Annotated in this window: 13 protein-coding genes; 4 read left to right on the plus strand and 9 right to left on the minus strand. The window is 52.1% G+C overall.

Annotation, left to right across the window (positions count from 1 at the left end; translation table 11 throughout):
- Positions 1-56 precede the first annotated feature (56 nt).
- Positions 57-503, minus strand: a complete 447-nt coding sequence (locus AAIG39_RS22040) for a hypothetical protein (protein ID WP_090088954.1) — start codon at positions 501-503, stop codon at positions 57-59.
- Between the two features lie 297 nt (positions 504-800).
- Here AAIG39_RS22040 and AAIG39_RS22045 point away from each other — a divergent pair, with 297 nt between their 5' ends.
- Positions 801-1,244 carry a helix-turn-helix domain-containing protein gene (locus AAIG39_RS22045; protein WP_090088952.1) on the plus strand — a complete coding sequence of 148 codons (444 nt, stop codon included), beginning with the start codon at positions 801-803 and terminating at the stop codon, positions 1,242-1,244.
- Positions 1,245-1,316: 72 nt separating this feature from the next.
- Here AAIG39_RS22045 and AAIG39_RS22050 read toward each other — a convergent pair whose 3' ends face one another.
- From AAIG39_RS22050 to metH, 3 genes are all read right to left on the minus strand, one after another.
- Entirely contained in the window at positions 1,317-2,684 is a 1,368-nt protein-coding gene (locus AAIG39_RS22050; RefSeq protein WP_249569863.1) for an L-serine ammonia-lyase, read from the minus strand.
- 63 nt (positions 2,685-2,747) lie between these two features.
- Complete coding sequence (locus AAIG39_RS22055; RefSeq protein ID WP_090088948.1) at positions 2,748-4,031, minus strand: HAAAP family serine/threonine permease; 1,284 nt, start codon at positions 4,029-4,031, stop codon at positions 2,748-2,750.
- Between the two features lie 409 nt (positions 4,032-4,440).
- Positions 4,441-8,124, minus strand: a complete 3,684-nt coding sequence (metH, locus tag AAIG39_RS22060; RefSeq protein ID WP_343194750.1) for a methionine synthase — start codon at positions 8,122-8,124, stop codon at positions 4,441-4,443.
- A gap of 193 nt (positions 8,125-8,317) precedes the next feature.
- Between metH and iclR the strand changes: the two genes are divergently transcribed.
- Together iclR and AAIG39_RS22070 are read left to right on the plus strand one after the other, a co-directional pair.
- A complete protein-coding gene (gene iclR, locus AAIG39_RS22065; protein ID WP_090088943.1) occupies positions 8,318-9,151 on the plus strand; it encodes a glyoxylate bypass operon transcriptional repressor IclR in 834 nt (277 codons plus the stop codon).
- Between the two features lies 1 nt (position 9,152).
- On the plus strand, positions 9,153-9,557 hold the full coding sequence (locus AAIG39_RS22070; RefSeq protein ID WP_090089031.1) for an ASCH domain-containing protein: 405 nt from the start codon (positions 9,153-9,155) through the stop codon (positions 9,555-9,557).
- A 14-nt stretch (positions 9,558-9,571) separates the two neighbouring features.
- Here AAIG39_RS22070 and aceK read toward each other — a convergent pair whose 3' ends face one another.
- From aceK to metA, 4 genes are all read right to left on the minus strand, one after another.
- Entirely contained in the window at positions 9,572-11,314 is a 1,743-nt protein-coding gene (gene aceK / locus AAIG39_RS22075; protein ID WP_090088941.1) for a bifunctional isocitrate dehydrogenase kinase/phosphatase, read from the minus strand.
- Between the two features lie 114 nt (positions 11,315-11,428).
- The gene (gene aceA / locus AAIG39_RS22080; RefSeq protein WP_090089029.1) at positions 11,429-12,733 is read right to left on the minus strand and encodes an isocitrate lyase; all 1,305 of its coding nucleotides are present in this window, start codon (positions 12,731-12,733) and stop codon (positions 11,429-11,431) included.
- A 156-nt stretch (positions 12,734-12,889) separates the two neighbouring features.
- The gene (gene aceB / locus AAIG39_RS22085; protein WP_343194751.1) at positions 12,890-14,491 is read right to left on the minus strand and encodes a malate synthase A; all 1,602 of its coding nucleotides are present in this window, start codon (positions 14,489-14,491) and stop codon (positions 12,890-12,892) included.
- A gap of 265 nt (positions 14,492-14,756) precedes the next feature.
- Positions 14,757-15,686: a homoserine O-acetyltransferase MetA gene (gene metA, locus AAIG39_RS22090; RefSeq protein WP_090088936.1), complete on the minus strand. Its 930-nt coding sequence runs from the start codon at positions 15,684-15,686 to the stop codon at positions 14,757-14,759.
- A 155-nt stretch (positions 15,687-15,841) separates the two neighbouring features.
- Between metA and AAIG39_RS22095 the strand changes: the two genes are divergently transcribed.
- Entirely contained in the window at positions 15,842-16,282 is a 441-nt protein-coding gene (locus tag AAIG39_RS22095; protein WP_090088934.1) for an acetyltransferase, read from the plus strand.
- A gap of 20 nt (positions 16,283-16,302) precedes the next feature.
- On the opposite strand, the gene AAIG39_RS22100 is transcribed toward AAIG39_RS22095, so the two are convergent.
- On the minus strand, positions 16,303-16,686 hold the full coding sequence (locus AAIG39_RS22100) for a YjaA family stress response protein (protein ID WP_090088931.1): 384 nt from the start codon (positions 16,684-16,686) through the stop codon (positions 16,303-16,305).
- Positions 16,687-16,707: the final 21 nt, after the last annotated feature.

The raw sequence follows: 16,707 nt of genomic DNA on the forward strand, positions 1-16,707 counted from the left end.
TTATTGAATCTAAGTATAAAGACTTACGCACCATAAAGAGACATGTGAATTCAACATTACGTTAACAATCCCCGTTTTCTCAGCCACAGCAACGAACCAACCTTAAGCGTTTCGGAAATAACGAACAAAATAAGGGCAACGAACGCGTCATCAATTCGCATAAATTGCAGGAGCAGCGGAAAAAGGGCGACCGAGCAGGTGAGCGATAAAATACGCATCATTTCCTGCAACCCAATGAACAGGAAACGTATGTTCTTTTTTACGAGAAAGGCGTATGCCGAAAAACATAGCGATAACAACAGCCCTGAGTGGATAAAAAAGAGCGTTTGCAGAAAAATACGGTCAGCACCCCTGACTTCCATTAACGTCAGTTGGCTGTAGAAAAGCTGGATATCGGACCAGATCGGTACGTGACCCATTTTTAAGGAATAGAAAAGGTAGCTCCCGATGGCCAGCAAATCCATCGCTCCCCAGAATGTAAATATTTTATCTTTATAACTCATATCATTACTGCTTCCCTGTTATGCATAGCGCTTTTTACCAGTATAAAGGGAAAGATGTAATAAAGAGATAAACAAAACAGAGTAAACTGCATTATCAATACGAGAATGAATAATAAAATGGACAACTGTGGCGCCTTTCATATTCAGCGGCTTGTCTTTAATTATCGTTTCTTCTGTAGAAACTTTGTTAAAGAAAAACAATGTTGTTACTCTCGCAAAAGAGAAAATAACCGCTTTATTTATAAATTAATATGCTAAATAATCTGCCATGAGTTATTACGCAGTAGGGGAATTAAGATGCGTTTCAGTACTATGTCCGACAGTGAAATTATTTCTGAACTGTGCCGCAGAATTAAAGAAACGCGAATGCAGCTCGGGCTATCCCAGATTGAGCTGGCCGAGCGCGCACAAGTCGGCGCTGCAACCATCAAACGCGTTGAATTAGGCGAGTCTGTTACCCTGAGTACGTTGATCGGTATTCTGCGTGGTCTGGATCGTCTGCACCAGCTGGAGTCGGTTTTATTCGATTCGCACATTCGCACCTTTAACGCGCAAATTAATGCCGCGACCCCTTCGCGCATCCGCATCCGCAAAAAAGCCCACCAGCCAAAAGAAAAATTTGCCGCCGCTGCGCAGGCCAGCGACGCTAGCGCCACCATTAACGAATGGTATACCTCATCGGCTTCTCACAGTGTGGTATGGTCTTTCCTGCCGCCTGATACAGAGAAAAAAGCTAAATAGTTTTGGGAGATGTCCCGGTAAGCTTGCACCATCAAAAAAAACCGCCTGTAAACAGGCGGTTTTTTGTGGGACTCAGGACTCACATACCGCGACTTTAATCGCCAGACCGCCTCGTGCGGTTTCACGGTATTTGGCGTTCATGTCTTTGCCCGTCTCAAACATCGTTTCGATGACTTTATCCAGTGAGACCTTCGGATCGCTGGTGCGGTACATCGCCATGCTCGCTGAGTTAATGGCCTTCACTGCCGCAATCGCGTTACGCTCAATGCACGGCACCTGAACCTGCCCGGCGACCGGATCGCAGGTCAACCCAAGGTTATGCTCCATGCCGATTTCTGCCGCGATGCACACTTTCTCCGGGCTGCCACCCAGCAGCTCGGCCAGTCCGGCGGAGGCCATCGAACAGGCTACGCCCACTTCACCCTGGCAGCCGACTTCAGCCCCGGAAATAGACGCATTCATCTTATACAGAATGCCAATCGCGCCCGCCGTCAGGTAGTAGCGCATATAAATTTCCGGCGTCACCGCCTTGATAAAGCGATCATAATAGGCCAGTACTGCCGGAATGATACCGCAGGCACCATTGGTCGGCGCAGTGACCACACGCCCACCCGCCGCGTTCTCTTCGCCCACGGCCATGGCAAACATATTGACCCAGTCCATTGCGCTTAACGGTGTAATAGACTGGCTTTGCGGCGCCAGTACACGATGCAGTGCAGAGGCACGACGCGGTACTTTCAACGGCCCGGGCAAAATGCCTTCCGTGTTCATACCACGGTTAATGGCATTTCTCATGGTCTCCCAGATTTTCGCCATGTTTTGCTCCACGTACTCCCTGCCGTGTCGGGCGATCTCATTTTTCATCATCACCGCAGAAATAGACAGGCAGTTGTCATGGCAATGCGCCAGCAGGTTGCGGGCAGAATAGAACGGGAACGGAAGATCGACATCCGCGTCCTGATTCTTACCAAAATTTTCCTCCGTGACGATAAAACCGCCACCGATAGAATAATAGGTCTGGAAGTGGACGATTTTGCCTTCGCAAAACGCCGTAATGCTCATGCCATTTTCATGCAGCGGCAGAAACTCATTGTGAAAACGCATGCATTCCGCCACCGGGAACTCAATTTCCCGCTGACCTTCTTCAATAAACAGACGATGCATGGTGTTTACATCGCGAATAATTCCGGGAATGGCATCGATATCGACGGTATCCGGCAAATACCCGGACAGCCCCAGGATAATCGCGATATCGGTATGGTGGCCTTTACCTGTTAATGACAGGGAACCATATACATCCACCACCAGACGAGTCACTTTATGCAGCAGGCCTTTTTCCTGCAGGGTATCAACAAAATGTTTTCCTGCTTTCATCGGCCCAACAGTGTGTGAGCTGGACGGCCCGATGCTGATTTTGAAAATATCGAAAACGCTAATCATGTGGCACCCATGCGGTTACAAAGCAAAACGGATGCGCCGCCTGTGACAGGCGGCGCTGAAACCTTAGCTGAACAGAGAGAAGAAGATGGCGGAGATGGCAATCAGGCCCATCAGCACTACAAACGCGTTGCTGATGTGACCGCTGTACTTGCGCATAGCCGGTACTTTGTTGATGGCATACATCGGCATCAGGAACAGAATCATCGCGATAACCGGGCCACCCAGCGTTTCAATCATGCCCAGGATGCTTGGGTTCAGGGTCGCAACAATCCAGGTGGTCACCAGCATAAACAGCGCAGTGATTTTGTTCAGTTTATTGATTTCAATGGATTTGCCTTTGCTACGCAGAGACTTAATCACCATACCGTTGAAACCTTCACGCGCGCCGAGGTAGTGGCCGAGGAAAGATTTGGTAATGGCAATCATGGCGATAATCGGCGCCATCCAGGCAATCACTGGCGCGTTAAAATGGTTTGCCAGATAAGAGAGAATGGAGATGTTTTGTGCTTTCGCTTCCGCCAGGTTTTCCGGGGACAGGCTCAGTACGCAGCTGAACACAAAGAACATCACGGTCAGTACCATCATGATATGTGCAAAGCCAAGTATACGGGAACATTTGCGCTCGGCATCCTGACCGTACTCTTCGCGTTTAGCCACCGCAAAAGAGGAGATAATCGGCGAGTGGTTAAACGAGAAAACCATTACCGGAATTGCCAGCCACAGCGTCATCCACAGACCGTGACCGGATGGCGCGGCGTTGTTCAGTGATAAGGTATCCAGAACCGCACCGTTCCATTGCGGGATCAAATACAGCGCCAGCATCATCAGCGCAGCAACGAACGGGAATACCAGTACGCTCATCGCCTTAACAATCATTTTTTCGCCAAAGCGGACAATAGCCATCATGCCAATAATCAGAATCAGTGACAAAATGGCACGCGGTGGAGAAACCAGGCCAAGCTGGTGAGTAATAAAGCTGTCGACGGTGTTGGTAATTGCAACGCTATAGACCAACAAGATCGGATAAATAGCGAAGAAGTAGAGCAATGTAATCAGTTTACCGGCACCGATACCGAAATGCTCTTCAACCACTTCCGTAATATCTTCACCCGGATTTTTACCCGATAAAACGAAACGGGTTAAACCACGGTGGGCGAAAAATGTCATCGGGAATGCGAGAATTGCCATGATGATTAACGGAATTAAACCACCAACCCCGGCGTTGATCGGCAGGAAAAGCACCCCTGCGCCGATCGCAGTACCGTACAGCCCCAGCATCCAGACGGTATCACTTTTTCTCCAGCCACTGCTTTCGCGAGCGACGAGGGTATTTTGAACGGTTTCCATAATATGGCCTCAGTAATATAGATTAGAGCCAGATTTATTTGGCTCTGATTCAGGTAATAAAAGCGCTGTGTTTATTTGGCTATTTTATTAAATGCAACTATGCTGAGTTACTAACAGCGATCACATAACCTGATTTATTGAGGGACTTTTAAAGTATCAAAAATAACACTGGAATTTTAATATATTTTTAAGGTATCACTTTTAATACGTTATTATTTTACCGCACGATCTCAACCGTCTGTACAGTTATATATTTTAAGGCCAGAGATAACAAACTATATTTGTCATACGATTAATAAAAAATAATCAAAAAATATTTCCGGCGATTTAAATATGTCTGTAGTAAGCACCTGACGGGTATAAAAAAACCGGCCTGAAAACAGGCCGGTAGAGGGATAACAGGCTGCGATTAGTCCGCGTCATAGCCCAGATTCGGCGCCAGCCAGCGTTCTACTTCCGCCACGCTCATTCCCTTACGCAATGCGTAGTCTTCAACCTGGTCGCGCTGAATCTGCGCCACGGCGAAATATTTGCTGTCAGGGTGGCTAAAATACCAGCCGGAGACCGAGGCACCCGGCCACATGGCGAAGGATTCCGTCAGCTTCATACCGGTATGGGTTTCCACATCCAGCAACTGCCAGATCGTGCCCTTTTCCGTGTGCTCCGGACAGGCTGGATATCCCGGCGCCGGGCGAATCCCCTGGTAATTCTCGCGGATCAGCTCTTCATTGCTGAGGTTCTCGTTGGGTGCATAGCCCCAATAGACTTTGCGCACACGCTCATGCAGATATTCCGCAAAGGCTTCCGCCAGGCGATCTGCCACCGCTTTGACCATGATTTTGTTGTAATCATCATGCTGCGCGTCGTACGCCTCTGCCAGTGCGTCCTCTTCAAGACCACCGGTAACGGCAAACGCACCAATGTAATCTTCTTTACCGCTCAGCTTCGGCGCGACAAAATCGGCCAGACAGTAGTTAGCGAAACCGACTTTCTCGGTCTGCTGACGCAGATGACGACTTACCGCGAGCACCTGAGTGCGGGTCTCATCGCGATAGATCTCAACATCGTCGCCGACACGGTTCGCCGGGAATAAGCCCACCACACCGCGCGGGTTCAGCGCTTTTGTCGCGCTCAACTGGTCAAGCATATCGTTGGCATCTTTGAACAGGCGCTGCGCCTCCTCCCCGACAATCTCATCTTCGAGAATGCGCGGATATTTCCCGGCCAGCGACCAGGTCATAAAAAACGGCGTCCAGTCGATGTAGTTACGCAGGGTTTCGATGCTTGCCTCTACCTCCTGCACGCCCAGGCGATGCGCCACCGGCGGGGTGTAGCTCTGCCAGTCGAATGCCAGATCGTTTTCGCGGGCGGCCTCAAGCGTCACTGGCGGGGTGCGCGGCTTTTTACGTCCATGCTGGATACGGACGGTTTCGTACTCTTTACGCGTGCGGGCGACAAAATCATCGTGCTGGGCATCAGACAGCAGCGATGACACCACCCCCACGGTACGCGAGGCGTTTTGCACATAGACCGTCGGGCCGCTGTAGTTCTGCTCGATTTTTACCGCCGTGTGCGCTTTCGATGTCGTCGCGCCGCCAATCAGCAACGGGATCGTAAAGCCCTGACGCTCCATCTCTTTCGCTACGTTGACCATTTCATCCAGCGACGGAGTGATAAGGCCAGACAGGCCAATCAGATCGGCGTTCACTTCACGGGCAGTTTTGAGGATTTTGTCCGTCGGCACCATGACGCCCAGGTCGACGATTTCGTAGTTATTACACTGCAAGACCACGCCGACGATATTTTTGCCGATGTCGTGGACATCGCCTTTCACAGTGGCGATAACCATTTTGCCGTTGCTGGAGCCTTTCTCTTTACTGGCTTCAATAAACGGCTCGAGGTAGGCCACCGCCTGTTTCATAACGCGTGCGGATTTTACCACCTGCGGCAGGAACATTTTGCCCTCGCCGAACAGATCGCCGACCACGTTCATGCCGTCCATCAGCGGCCCTTCAATCACCTCAATCGGGCGGGCAGCCTGCTGACGGGCTTCTTCGGTGTCCTCTTCGATAAACTCGGTGATACCTTTGACCAGCGAATATTCCAGACGCTTTTTCACATCCCAGGTCCGCCATTCCGCCTGCTGGGCGTTGGCGGTATCGTCGGTTTTGCTGCCACGGTATTTTTCCGCCAGATCCAGCAAGCGTTCTGTGCTGTCATCGCGGCGGTTAAGAATGACATCTTCCACCGCATCGCGCAGTTCTGTCGGCAGGTCGTCGTAAATCGCCAGTTGTCCGGCGTTGACGATCCCCATGTCCATGCCATTACGGATGGCGTAATAGAGGAAGACCGCATGGATCGCTTCACGTACCGGGTCATTACCACGGAATGAGAACGAGACGTTAGAGACGCCGCCGGAGATCAACGCATGGGGCAGTTCGCGTTTGATGTCTTCGCAGGCGCCAATAAAGTCCTGGGCGTAGTTGTTGTGCTCTTCGATCCCGGTGGCGACCGCAAAGATATTCGGGTCAAAAATAATGTCTTCAGGCGGGAAACCCACCTCTTTGGTCAGAATATTGTACGCCCGACGGCAAATTTCGATTTTGCGCTCGCGGGTATCTGCCTGTCCGACTTCATCAAAGGCCATCACCACCACGGCGGCACCGTAGCGGCGCACCATCTTCGCATGCTGGACAAAGGCATCCACCCCCTCTTTCATTGAGATAGAGTTAACGATGCCTTTACCCTGAATGCATTTCAGCCCTTTCTCGATCACATCCCATTTTGAGGAATCGATCATAATTGGCACACGGGCAATGTCCGGTTCGCCAGCAATCAGGTTGAGAAAACGCACCATCGCCGCTTCGGCGTCGAGCATCCCCTCATCCATATTGATATCGATGATTTGCGCGCCGTTCTCTACCTGCTGACGCGCCACATCCAGCGCTTCGTTGTACTTCTCTTCTTTGATGAGACGCTTGAATTTTGCCGAACCAGTAACGTTGGTGCGTTCACCTACGTTAACAAACAGGCTGTCATCGCCAATATTCAGTGGCTCCAGGCCCGCCAGACGGCAGGCGACGGGGATCTCCGGAAGTTTACGCGGGGGCAGGCCAGCGACGGCATCGCTCATGGCTTTAATATGTTCAGGTGTGGTGCCGCAGCAGCCGCCAACCACGTTCAGGAAGCCGGACTCTGCCCATTCGCGAATTTGCGCGGCCATGGTGTCGGCATCAAGATCGTATTCGCCAAAGGCGTTTGGTAAACCTGCGTTCGGGTGCGCAGTGACGTAGCATTCGGCAATACGCGAGAGTTCCTGCACGTACTGGCGCAACTCGTCCGGCCCCAGTGCGCAGTTGAGGCCGAAGGTGAGCGCATCGGCGTGGCGCAATGAGTTATAGAAGGCTTCTGTGGTTTGCCCGGAAAGCGTACGCCCGGATGCATCGGTAATGGTGCCGGAAATCATGATCGGCAGTTCGACGCCCAGCGCCTCCAGCTCTTCTTTCACCGCGAAAATGGCAGCTTTGGCGTTCAGGGTATCGAACACCGTTTCGATCAGGATCAGGTCACAACCGCCTTCCACCAGCGCTTTGGTGGACTCGCGATAGGCAGCCACCAGCTGGTCAAAAGTGATATTACGAAACGCGGGATCGTTAACATCCGGCGAAATAGAGGCTGTGCGGTTGGTTGGGCCAAGAACACCGGCGACATAACGCGGTTTGTCCGGCGTACGGGCAGTCCATTCATCGGCACATGCACGGGCAAGTCTGGCGGCCGCAAAGTTGATCTCCGCTGACAGGGATTCCATCTGGTAATCCGCCATCGCGATAGTTGTGGAGTTAAAGGTATTGGTCTCAATGATATCCGCGCCCGCTTCAAAATAGGCGGAATGGATAGCGGCAATCACCTCAGGCTTTGTAATAACCAGCAGGTCATTGTTACCTTTGAGGTCGCAGGGCCAGTCAGCGAATCGCTCGCCGCGAAAATCCTGCTCACTGAGACGCTGATTCTGAATCATGGTGCCCATGCCCCCGTCCAGAACCAAAATTCGTTCTTTTAACTGCTGTTGCAGTTGCTCAACTTTGCTGCTCACACGTGCTCCCGACAACGCTCAACCAGGCCAAAAGGCCAGCAGGACATACTGGCACAAACTGACAGAGCGGAAAAGGCACACAGGGTTAACATGAGAGATGTTCATTTGAACTCATCCGATCAGTCCGCGTCAGAGTTGCATTATAATTAAATAAAACGAAAATGATTTCCACGATACAGAAAAGGAGTCAGCCATGGTTGCCACTGTTCCCGCTAAACGCGGCAGAAAACCCGCCGCCCCCGCCGCTCAGGCTACCGGGCAAGTCCAGTCTCTGACGCGTGGACTCAAACTGCTTGAGTCAATCGCCGAATCCCATGGTAGCGTTGCGCTCACCGAGCTGGCGCAACAGGCCGGTCTGCCCAACTCCACCACCCACCGTCTGCTCACTACCATGCAACAGCTCGGCTTTGTACGACAGGTAGGCGAACTCGGTCACTGGTCCGTTGGTGCCCACGCGTTTATCGTCGGCAGCAGCTTTTTGCAAAGCCGCAACCTGATGGCGATAGTCCATCCCATCCTGCGCAAACTAATGGAAGATTCCGGCGAGACGGTCAACCTTGCGGTGCTCGACCAAAGCGATCATCAGGCCATAATTATAGACCAGGTGCAGTGTACCCAACTGATGCGCATGTCAGCGCCCATTGGCGGGAAGCTGCCGATGCACGCTTCCGGCGCAGGCAAGGCGTTTCTCGCCTACTTGAACGATGACCAGGTCTCCGGTCTGCTGCACCGCAAAGGGTTGCATGCCTATACCCATGCCACGCTGGTATCACCAGTGCATCTGAAAGAAGACCTGGCCCAGACTCGCAAGCGCGGGTACTCGTTTGATGATGAAGAACATGCACTTGGCCTGCGCTGCGTCGCCGCCTGCATTTATGATGAACACGGCGTACCGTTTGCCGCGATCTCTATTTCGGGGCCGATTTCCCGCATCACCGATGACCGTGTGACTGAGCTGGGCGCGCTGGCGATTAAAGGGGCCAAAGAGGTGACGGCCGCCTGGGGAGGAATGCGGCAAAATGGCTGACCTGAAATCATACTGGCAGGATAAATATCCTTCGGCTTTTTGCTGGTCGTTCGGCGATTCACCGGAACTGGCCGACGAGCTGGCGGCCCTGGTCGTTGCGGGGAAGAAGCGCGGAACCTGCTGCTCGCTTGCCAGCTATCAGCAAGAACAACCACCCGTGGCCCCTGGGGCATATCACATAGTGCTGGACGGCAAAGGTAAAGCGGTATGCGTGATACGCACTCTGGCGCTCAGGCTCATCCGTTTTAACGAAATGAGTTCTGAGCTCGCCGCGCTGGAAGGTGAAGGTGATTTGAGCCTGGCTTACTGGCAATCGGCGCATCAGGCATTCTTCGAACGTGAAGGCACCTGGACTGCGGATATGGAGCTGATTTTTGAAGAATTTGCCGTCGTTGAGGTAGCTTAAACCAGGCTGCCTGTTTACCCCGCCTGCTGCAGGTTGCCATAGCGAACGCAAAAGCGCTGGCGACGACGGTAGGCATAGACGTCCTCAACATGGCCATTTTTGATGCGTTCCTGCAGGCTCCGCCAGTAATCGGCACGCAGTAGATCGGCATGCATCTCTTCAAACAGCGGGCCGATTTCCGGATCGGCGCACAACCAATGGCGGAACTCCTCCGGGAACACATCCCCTGGCGCGACGCTGTACCAGGGTTCAGCACTCAATTCATCTTCCGGATAACGCGGCGGTGGAATATCACGGAAGTTGACCTCTGTCATATAACAGATCTCGTCATAGTCGTAGAACACCACGCGCCCGTGTCGGGTGACGCCAAAGTTTTTAAACAGCATATCGCCGGGAAAAATATTCGCTGCAGCAAGCTGACGGATGGCGTTCCCGTACTCTTCCACCGCATCGCGCAACTGCGAACCACGAACCCGCTCAAACCAGATATTAAGCGGCACCATGCGACGCTCAATATAGAGATGGCTGATGGAGATGCGATCCCCAAGGTCCGTGATTTTCTGCGGCGCCTCCTGGAGCAATAGCGCCATTAACGCCGGGTCAATCTGGCGCTTTTCCAGAACAAAGTGTTCGAACTCCTGCGTATCCGCCATTCGCCCGACGCGATCATGTTCCTTTACCAGTTGATAGCAGGCACGTACATGCGCCGCGCTCATCTCTTTTTGTGGCGGGAATTTATCTTTGATGATCTTAAAGACCCTATCAAAGCCCGGCAGTGTAAAGACCAGCATCACCATGCCGCGAATGCCCGGAGCCTCAATAAACTGTTCGTCCGAGGCGTGGATATAGTTCAGGTATTCGCGATAGCTTTCAGTCTTACCATGCTTCTGGCAACCAATAGCCATATACAGTTCGGCAGTGGTTTTCCCCGGCAGGATCTCCCGTAGCCACTCGACGGTGGCTGCCGGTAGCGGGGCATATACCATAAAATAGGAGCGAGCGAAGCCGAAGACGATACTGGCTTCCGAGTGTGAAGTCAGACAGGTATCGACAAACAGCTCGCCTTCGTCCGTACGATGAATCGGCAACAGGAAGGGAAACGTGCCCGCAGGGGTGATCAATTTGCCCACCAGCCACGCCGCTTTATTACGGTAAAACAGCTCGTTTGCTACCTGCAAATGGGACTGACGCAACGTATCTGCGCCAAACGTCTCTGTCAGGTGAGTAATGATATAACCAACGTCCCGCGTTTTATCCTGCCAGGGCAGGCGCAACGGCAGATCGGATAGTACCTTGGTTAACAGGGATTCCCAGCCACGCTCAGGCCAGAAGTCCTTTGCCAGCGGGCGCGGAATGGTACGAAAGCGTCGTTCCGGCTGTGAGCTAAAAATAAACAGGCGCTCGGGGCTAAGCGAGCGGTGATCGAACAAGCGGCAGTAAACGGAGTTAAAAAAACTCTCCGCAATTTCGAAGCGCGGGTAATCCGGCAAAAGACGAGTGTAATGCTCTTTCACCCGCAGCAGAAATTCAGCGTCCGGTCGCTGGCTGTCGGTGATGCAGCGCAACTGTTCCACAACCAGCCCGACGTGGTGATCGTAAAGATGGATACGCTGCTTCATCGCCTGCTGAACGGCATGCCAGTCAGCCAGTTCGAAACGCTGCTGTGCGCCGGCAGTGACTTCCAGAAAGCGCCCGTATTGCGCGTCGAAACCTTGCAGAATGGTTTGTGCAATCAGTAATTCCATGCCACGCGACATCGCATCTTTCCCCTCACCCTGCCCCTCTCCAGACAGGGAGAGGAGGAAATATTATCCAGCCAGCCCTGAACACCGATCCCCTCTCCCGTGGGGAGAGGGTTAAAGTGAGGGGCGTCAGAACTGAGCTTCTTCCGTCGAGCCTGTTAACGCGGTAACAGAAGACGCCCCGCCCTGAATAATGGTGGTCACTTTATCGAAGTAGCCGGTGCCCACCTCCTGCTGGTGAGAAACGAAGGTGTAGCCCTCTTTGGCGGCAGCAAATTCAGGCTGCTGCACTTTTTCGACGTAGTGCCGCATCCCCTCACCCTGTGCGTAGGCGTGTGCGAGATCGAACATGTTGAACCACATACTGTGAATGCCCGCCAGGGTAATAAACTGATATTTGTAGCCCATATCCGACAGCTGCTGCTGGAAGCTGGCAATGGTTTTATCATCCAGGTTTTTCTGCCAGTTGAAGGACGGTGAGCAGTTATACGCCAGCAGTTTGCCCGGGAATTTCGCATGAATAGCATCGGCAAAGCGTTTCGCCAGCGCCAGATCAGGTGTTGAGGTTTCACACCACACCAGATCGGCGTACGGAGCATACGCCAGACCACGGCTAATAGCCTGTTCGATCCCAGCGCGGGTACGGTAGAATCCTTCGCTGGTACGCTCGCCGGTGATGAATTCGCTATCATAAGGGTCGCAATCGGAAGTGATCAGGTCCGCAGCATCCGCATCGGTACGGGCAATCACCAGCGTCGGTACGCCCATTACATCTGCCGCCAGACGCGCGGCCACCAGTTTCTGAATCGCCTCTTGTGTCGGTACCAGCACTTTCCCGCCCATATGACCGCATTTTTTCACCGAGGCCAGCTGATCTTCGAAGTGAACGGCCGCTGCACCGGCTTCAATCATCGATTTCATCAGTTCAAAGGCATTCAGCACGCCGCCAAAACCGGCTTCGGCGTCCGCCACGATCGGCAGGAAATAATCGGTGTAACGTGGATCGTTTGGTTCAATACCGGCAGACCATTGGATCTGATCCGCACGGCGGAAGGTGTTGTTGATCCGATCGACCACCGCCGGAACGGAGTTGGCCGGGTAGAGCGATTGATCCGGATACATGCTGGAGGCCAGGTTCGCATCTGCCGCTACCTGCCAGCCCGACAGATAAATCGCTTCGATGCCTGCTTTCGCCTGCTGCAATGCCTGCCCGCCAGTCAACGCGCCAAGGCTGTTGATATAGCCTTTTTTCGCCTCACCATGCAGCAGACGCCACATTTTGGCTGCCCCCATCTGCGCCAGCGTGCATTCCGGGTTCACCGAGCCACGTAATTTCACCACTTCTTCCGCGCTATAAGGACGGGTGATGCCTTCCCAGCGAGGTTTAGTCCATTCTTTTTGCAGTTCTTCGATTTGTTGGGTACGGGTTTTCATGTGCAGATGCTCCATATTATCGTCCTGGCTTCCCAGGCGTTATTGGTGAAAGCAGTCTGGTCACGGGAAGGCGCGCAAAACCGCAGCGTACTTAGAGTACGTAAGGTTTTGAGCCCTGCCCGGGGCCACTAATGGCGAACAAAATTGCCTGGGTCATCAGGCCAGCAGGCGGTAGCCTGGCAACGTCAGGAAGTCGATTAACTCATCAGAGGTCGTGATCTGTTCCATCAGGCGAGCGGCATCATCGAAACGTCCGCTACTAAAGCGGTGTTCCCCCAGCTCTTCCTGAATCACCAGCATCTCTTCGGCCAGCATTTGACGGAACAGGGCCTTCGTGACCGGCTTACCATTGCTGAGCGTTTTCTCGTGATGGATCCACTGCCAGATTGATGTGCGCGAAATTTCAGCCGTTGCCGCATCTTCCATCAGACCGTAAATCGGTACGCAGCCGTTGCCGGAGATCCACGCTTCAATGTACTGAACGGCCACGCGAATGTTGGCGCGCATCCCCTCTTCTGTCCGTTCGCCATCGCAGGCAGCCAGCAGTTGATCTGCCGTGGTGGGGGCATCGCTCTCGCGAGTCACCGTCAGCTGGTTTTTATTTGCACCCAGCACTTCGTTAAAGACAGCCATAGCGGTATCTGCCAGCCCCGGATGCGCAATCCACGTGCCGTCATGGCCGTTGTTGGCTTCCAGCAATTTGTCCGCTTTCACTTTATTGAGCACCTGGTTGTTCCGCTCAGCATCTTTACTGGGAATAAATGCCGCCATTCCGCCCATTGCGAACGCGCCGCGGCGGTGACAGGTCTTAATCAGCAGCCGCGAATAGGCGCTCAGGAACGGTTTATCCATCGTGACCACCTGACGATCGGGCAGTACACGATCCGGGTGGTTTTTTAAGGTTTTGATATAGCTAAAGATGTAATCCCAACGACCACAGTTCAGACCAACAATGTGGTCACGCAACGCATAGAGGATTTCATCCATCTGGAAGACGGCAGGCAGCGTCTCAATCAGCAAAGTGGCCTTGATGGTGCCGCGCGGCAGGCCGAAGCGGTCTTCGGCATAGCAGAAGACTTCACTCCACCATGCCGCTTCCTGCCACGCCTGGGTCTTGGGCAGATAAAAGTAAGGACCGCTGCCTTTTGCCAGCAACGCTTTATGGTTGTGGAAGAAATAAAGTGCAAAGTCGAAGAGACTGCCGGGAATGGCTTCGCCGCGCCAGGTGACATGCTTTTCTGGCAGATGCAGGCCACGGACGCGACATATCAGGACCGCCGGATCGGGTTTGAGTTGGTAGATTTTTCCGGCTTCGTTGGTATAGCTGATGGTGCCGTTCACTGCATCACGCAGATTAATTTGGCCATCAATCACTTTATTCCAGTCCGGCGAAAGGGAATCTTCGAAATCCGCCATGAACACTTTCACATTGGCATTGAGCGCATTGATCACCATCTTGCGTTCAACCGGCCCGGTGATTTCAACACGGCGATCCTGTAAATCCTGTGGAATACCTCGAATGGTCCAGTCACCCTCGCGAATGGAATTCGTTTCCGAAATAAAATCAGGCAGCTTTCCGTTGTCGATATCCTGCTGCTGTCGCATACGCGCGGCCAGTAACTTATTGCGCTGTGGCGTAAAGCGTGTCACCAGTTCAGTAAGGAATTCGACCGCTTCCGGGGTCAGAATTTGCTTTTCCATTTCGCCATAAGGCTTGTTAAAAGCCAACTCACCTGTCGTCGTTGCCTGTTGTGTCATTGCGCTGCTCCTCATCGTTGATCCGCGTACACTCCCCAACGCGAACGAAAGATCGTTGTATGGTTTTCGTTCAGCACAATTAAGACTACTCATTTAATTTTCAAAATCAAAAACAATTTCCATTTTAATTTAAAAATGAAGTTAACCTATTGATTACAATAAATTTAAAATTTGATCATTTGATGGAGGGGATTTCAGGCATGAAAAAGGCACCCGAAGGTGCCTGAAATGGGATGCTGAAACGCTTTAGGATCTTGCTGAAACGTTAATCAAGCGTTGGATTCATATGGCTCAGATCAAACGGCGTAATCTGGTAAACGTAATAGTTCAGCCAGTTGGTAAACAGCAGATTGCCATGGCTACGCCATGTCGCATGTGGTTTATTCCGGGGATCGTTTTTCGGGAAATAGTTATAGGGAATGTCCGGCGACAGTCCGGCCTCAACATCACGGAAATATTCACCCGCCAGGGTATTTGCGTCGTACTCAGGATGACCAGTAACAAAGGCAATACGCTTATCTTTACTTGCAAACAGATAGGCATCGCCCTGATCGGTCTCAGCCAGGATTTCCAGGTCGGTATAATCACGAATCAGCGCAGCGGGGAAATCGGCATAGCGTGAGTGCGGTGCGAGGAAAGTATCATCAAAACCACGGGTCAGCAGAGCATGTGGATGCAAAATGTGGTGCTCATAGACGCCGGAAAGCTTTTCACTACGGGTTTGCTTAGGAATACCGTAAAGGATATTCAGTGCGGCTTGTACTGCCCAACAGACAAACAGTGTGGAAGTGACATGATCTTTTGCCCACTCCAGTACCTGTTTAATCTGCGGCCAGTAGGCAACATCATTAAATTCGACCAGACCCAGTGGCGCACCGGTGACAATCAAGCCATCGAAGTTTTCTTCGCTGATTTCATCGAAGTTACAGTAGAAGTTATTGAGGTGTTCCACTGGCGTATTGCGTGATTCACGCGCGTCAATGCGCAGTAGCTTGATGTCCACCTGCAGTGGCGAGTTGGAGAGTAACCTCAGAAACTGGTTCTCTGTCTCAATCTTCTTCGGCATCAGGTTGAGGATAAGCACTTTGAGCGGACGAATTTCCTGACCTGTAGCACGCGATGTCGTCATCACGAAGACATTTTCATCACGCAAGAAATTGACGGCTGGTAGCTCGTCCTGCACCCGAATCGGCATAACTTATATCCTCACTGCATACGTTTAAACGTTTAGACATCCAGATAGCCGAAGATACCCAGGAATAAAGCAAATGTCGAGTCTGCATGTAGAAGGTGAGAAAGTTTCATGGAAGTATTTGCGTTAGAATATAAGCACGCATAACAGGAGACAATATGGTTATTAGTATTCGTCGTTCGCGACCTGAAGAAGGAGAGAGACTGATAGCTATCTGGTGCCGCTCAGTCGATGCTACACATGACTTTTTGTCTAAAGATTATCGGGCAGAACTGGAAGAACAGGTGAGTGCGTTTTTACCGGCGGCGCCACTTTGGGTTGCCGCCAATGAACAGGATGAACCCGTCGGGTTTATGCTACTCACCGAAAAGCATATGGATGCACTGTTTATTGATCCTGACGTTCGCGGCAGCGGGGTGGGGAAACGACTGGTAGAACACGCTCTGTTACTGGCGCCCGACTTAACGACCAACGTTAATGAGCAGAACGAGCAAGCCATTGGGTTCTACCTTAAGCTGGGTTTTAGGGTAACCGGGCGAAGCGAAAAGGATGATTCCGGCAGGTCATATCCGCTGCTGCATTTACGCTATCAGAAGTGAGGTTACTCGCTTAAATCTTTTTACCGTTGCGCAATTAACGCCATCACAGCATCATCGCTCAGTGGCGTTGATTGTGCGTGGGTTATCAACCGACGATAACGCATCCGTGTCGCACCAGCGACGACTTCCTGCAAGATACGTTCTTCGACTGGTGATAATCCACCCTCATTCATTTCCAACGCGCTGATAACTATATCAAAGCGATCTGTGCGCAGCAGTTTCCTTAACCATGAACTGGGACGAATCTGCTCGATAAGGTCCCACAGTACTTTTTCGGCTTTAAAAAAATCAGCAATAAGAAGACGTTGACTGCTAAAGGCACCGCTGCCGGATACATTCTGCTTACGCGCAATGTCGCGAACGGTGATATGATTTTTACGAACCTGAATATAAAGAACAGGCATGAAAAATTCCTTTATCATGCG

This window comes from Phytobacter palmae, assembly GCF_039409775.1.
Taxonomy (GTDB): domain Bacteria; phylum Pseudomonadota; class Gammaproteobacteria; order Enterobacterales; family Enterobacteriaceae; genus Phytobacter; species Phytobacter palmae.

What these genes read in the sequence shown, in the direction of transcription:
- AAIG39_RS22100 (WP_090088931.1), bottom strand. Translation starts at nt 16,686, where the DNA reads ATGCCTGTTCTTTATATTCAGGTTCGTAAAAATCATATCACCGTTCGC.
- AAIG39_RS22055 (WP_090088948.1), bottom strand. Translation starts at nt 4,031, where the DNA reads ATGGAAACCGTTCAAAATACCCTCGTCGCTCGCGAAAGCAGTGGCTGG.
- iclR (WP_090088943.1), top strand. Translation starts at nt 8,318, where the DNA reads ATGGTTGCCACTGTTCCCGCTAAACGCGGCAGAAAACCCGCCGCCCCC.
- AAIG39_RS22045 (WP_090088952.1), top strand. Translation starts at nt 801, where the DNA reads ATGCGTTTCAGTACTATGTCCGACAGTGAAATTATTTCTGAACTGTGC.
- aceA (WP_090089029.1), bottom strand. Translation starts at nt 12,733, where the DNA reads ATGAAAACCCGTACCCAACAAATCGAAGAACTGCAAAAAGAATGGACT.
- AAIG39_RS22040 (WP_090088954.1), bottom strand. Translation starts at nt 503, where the DNA reads ATGAGTTATAAAGATAAAATATTTACATTCTGGGGAGCGATGGATTTG.
- aceB (WP_343194751.1), bottom strand. Translation starts at nt 14,491, where the DNA reads ATGACACAACAGGCAACGACGACAGGTGAGTTGGCTTTTAACAAGCCT.
- aceK (WP_090088941.1), bottom strand. Translation starts at nt 11,314, where the DNA reads ATGTCGCGTGGCATGGAATTACTGATTGCACAAACCATTCTGCAAGGT.
- metA (WP_090088936.1), bottom strand. Translation starts at nt 15,686, where the DNA reads ATGCCGATTCGGGTGCAGGACGAGCTACCAGCCGTCAATTTCTTGCGT.
- AAIG39_RS22050 (WP_249569863.1), bottom strand. Translation starts at nt 2,684, where the DNA reads ATGATTAGCGTTTTCGATATTTTCAAAATCAGCATCGGGCCGTCCAGC.
- AAIG39_RS22095 (WP_090088934.1), top strand. Translation starts at nt 15,842, where the DNA reads ATGGTTATTAGTATTCGTCGTTCGCGACCTGAAGAAGGAGAGAGACTG.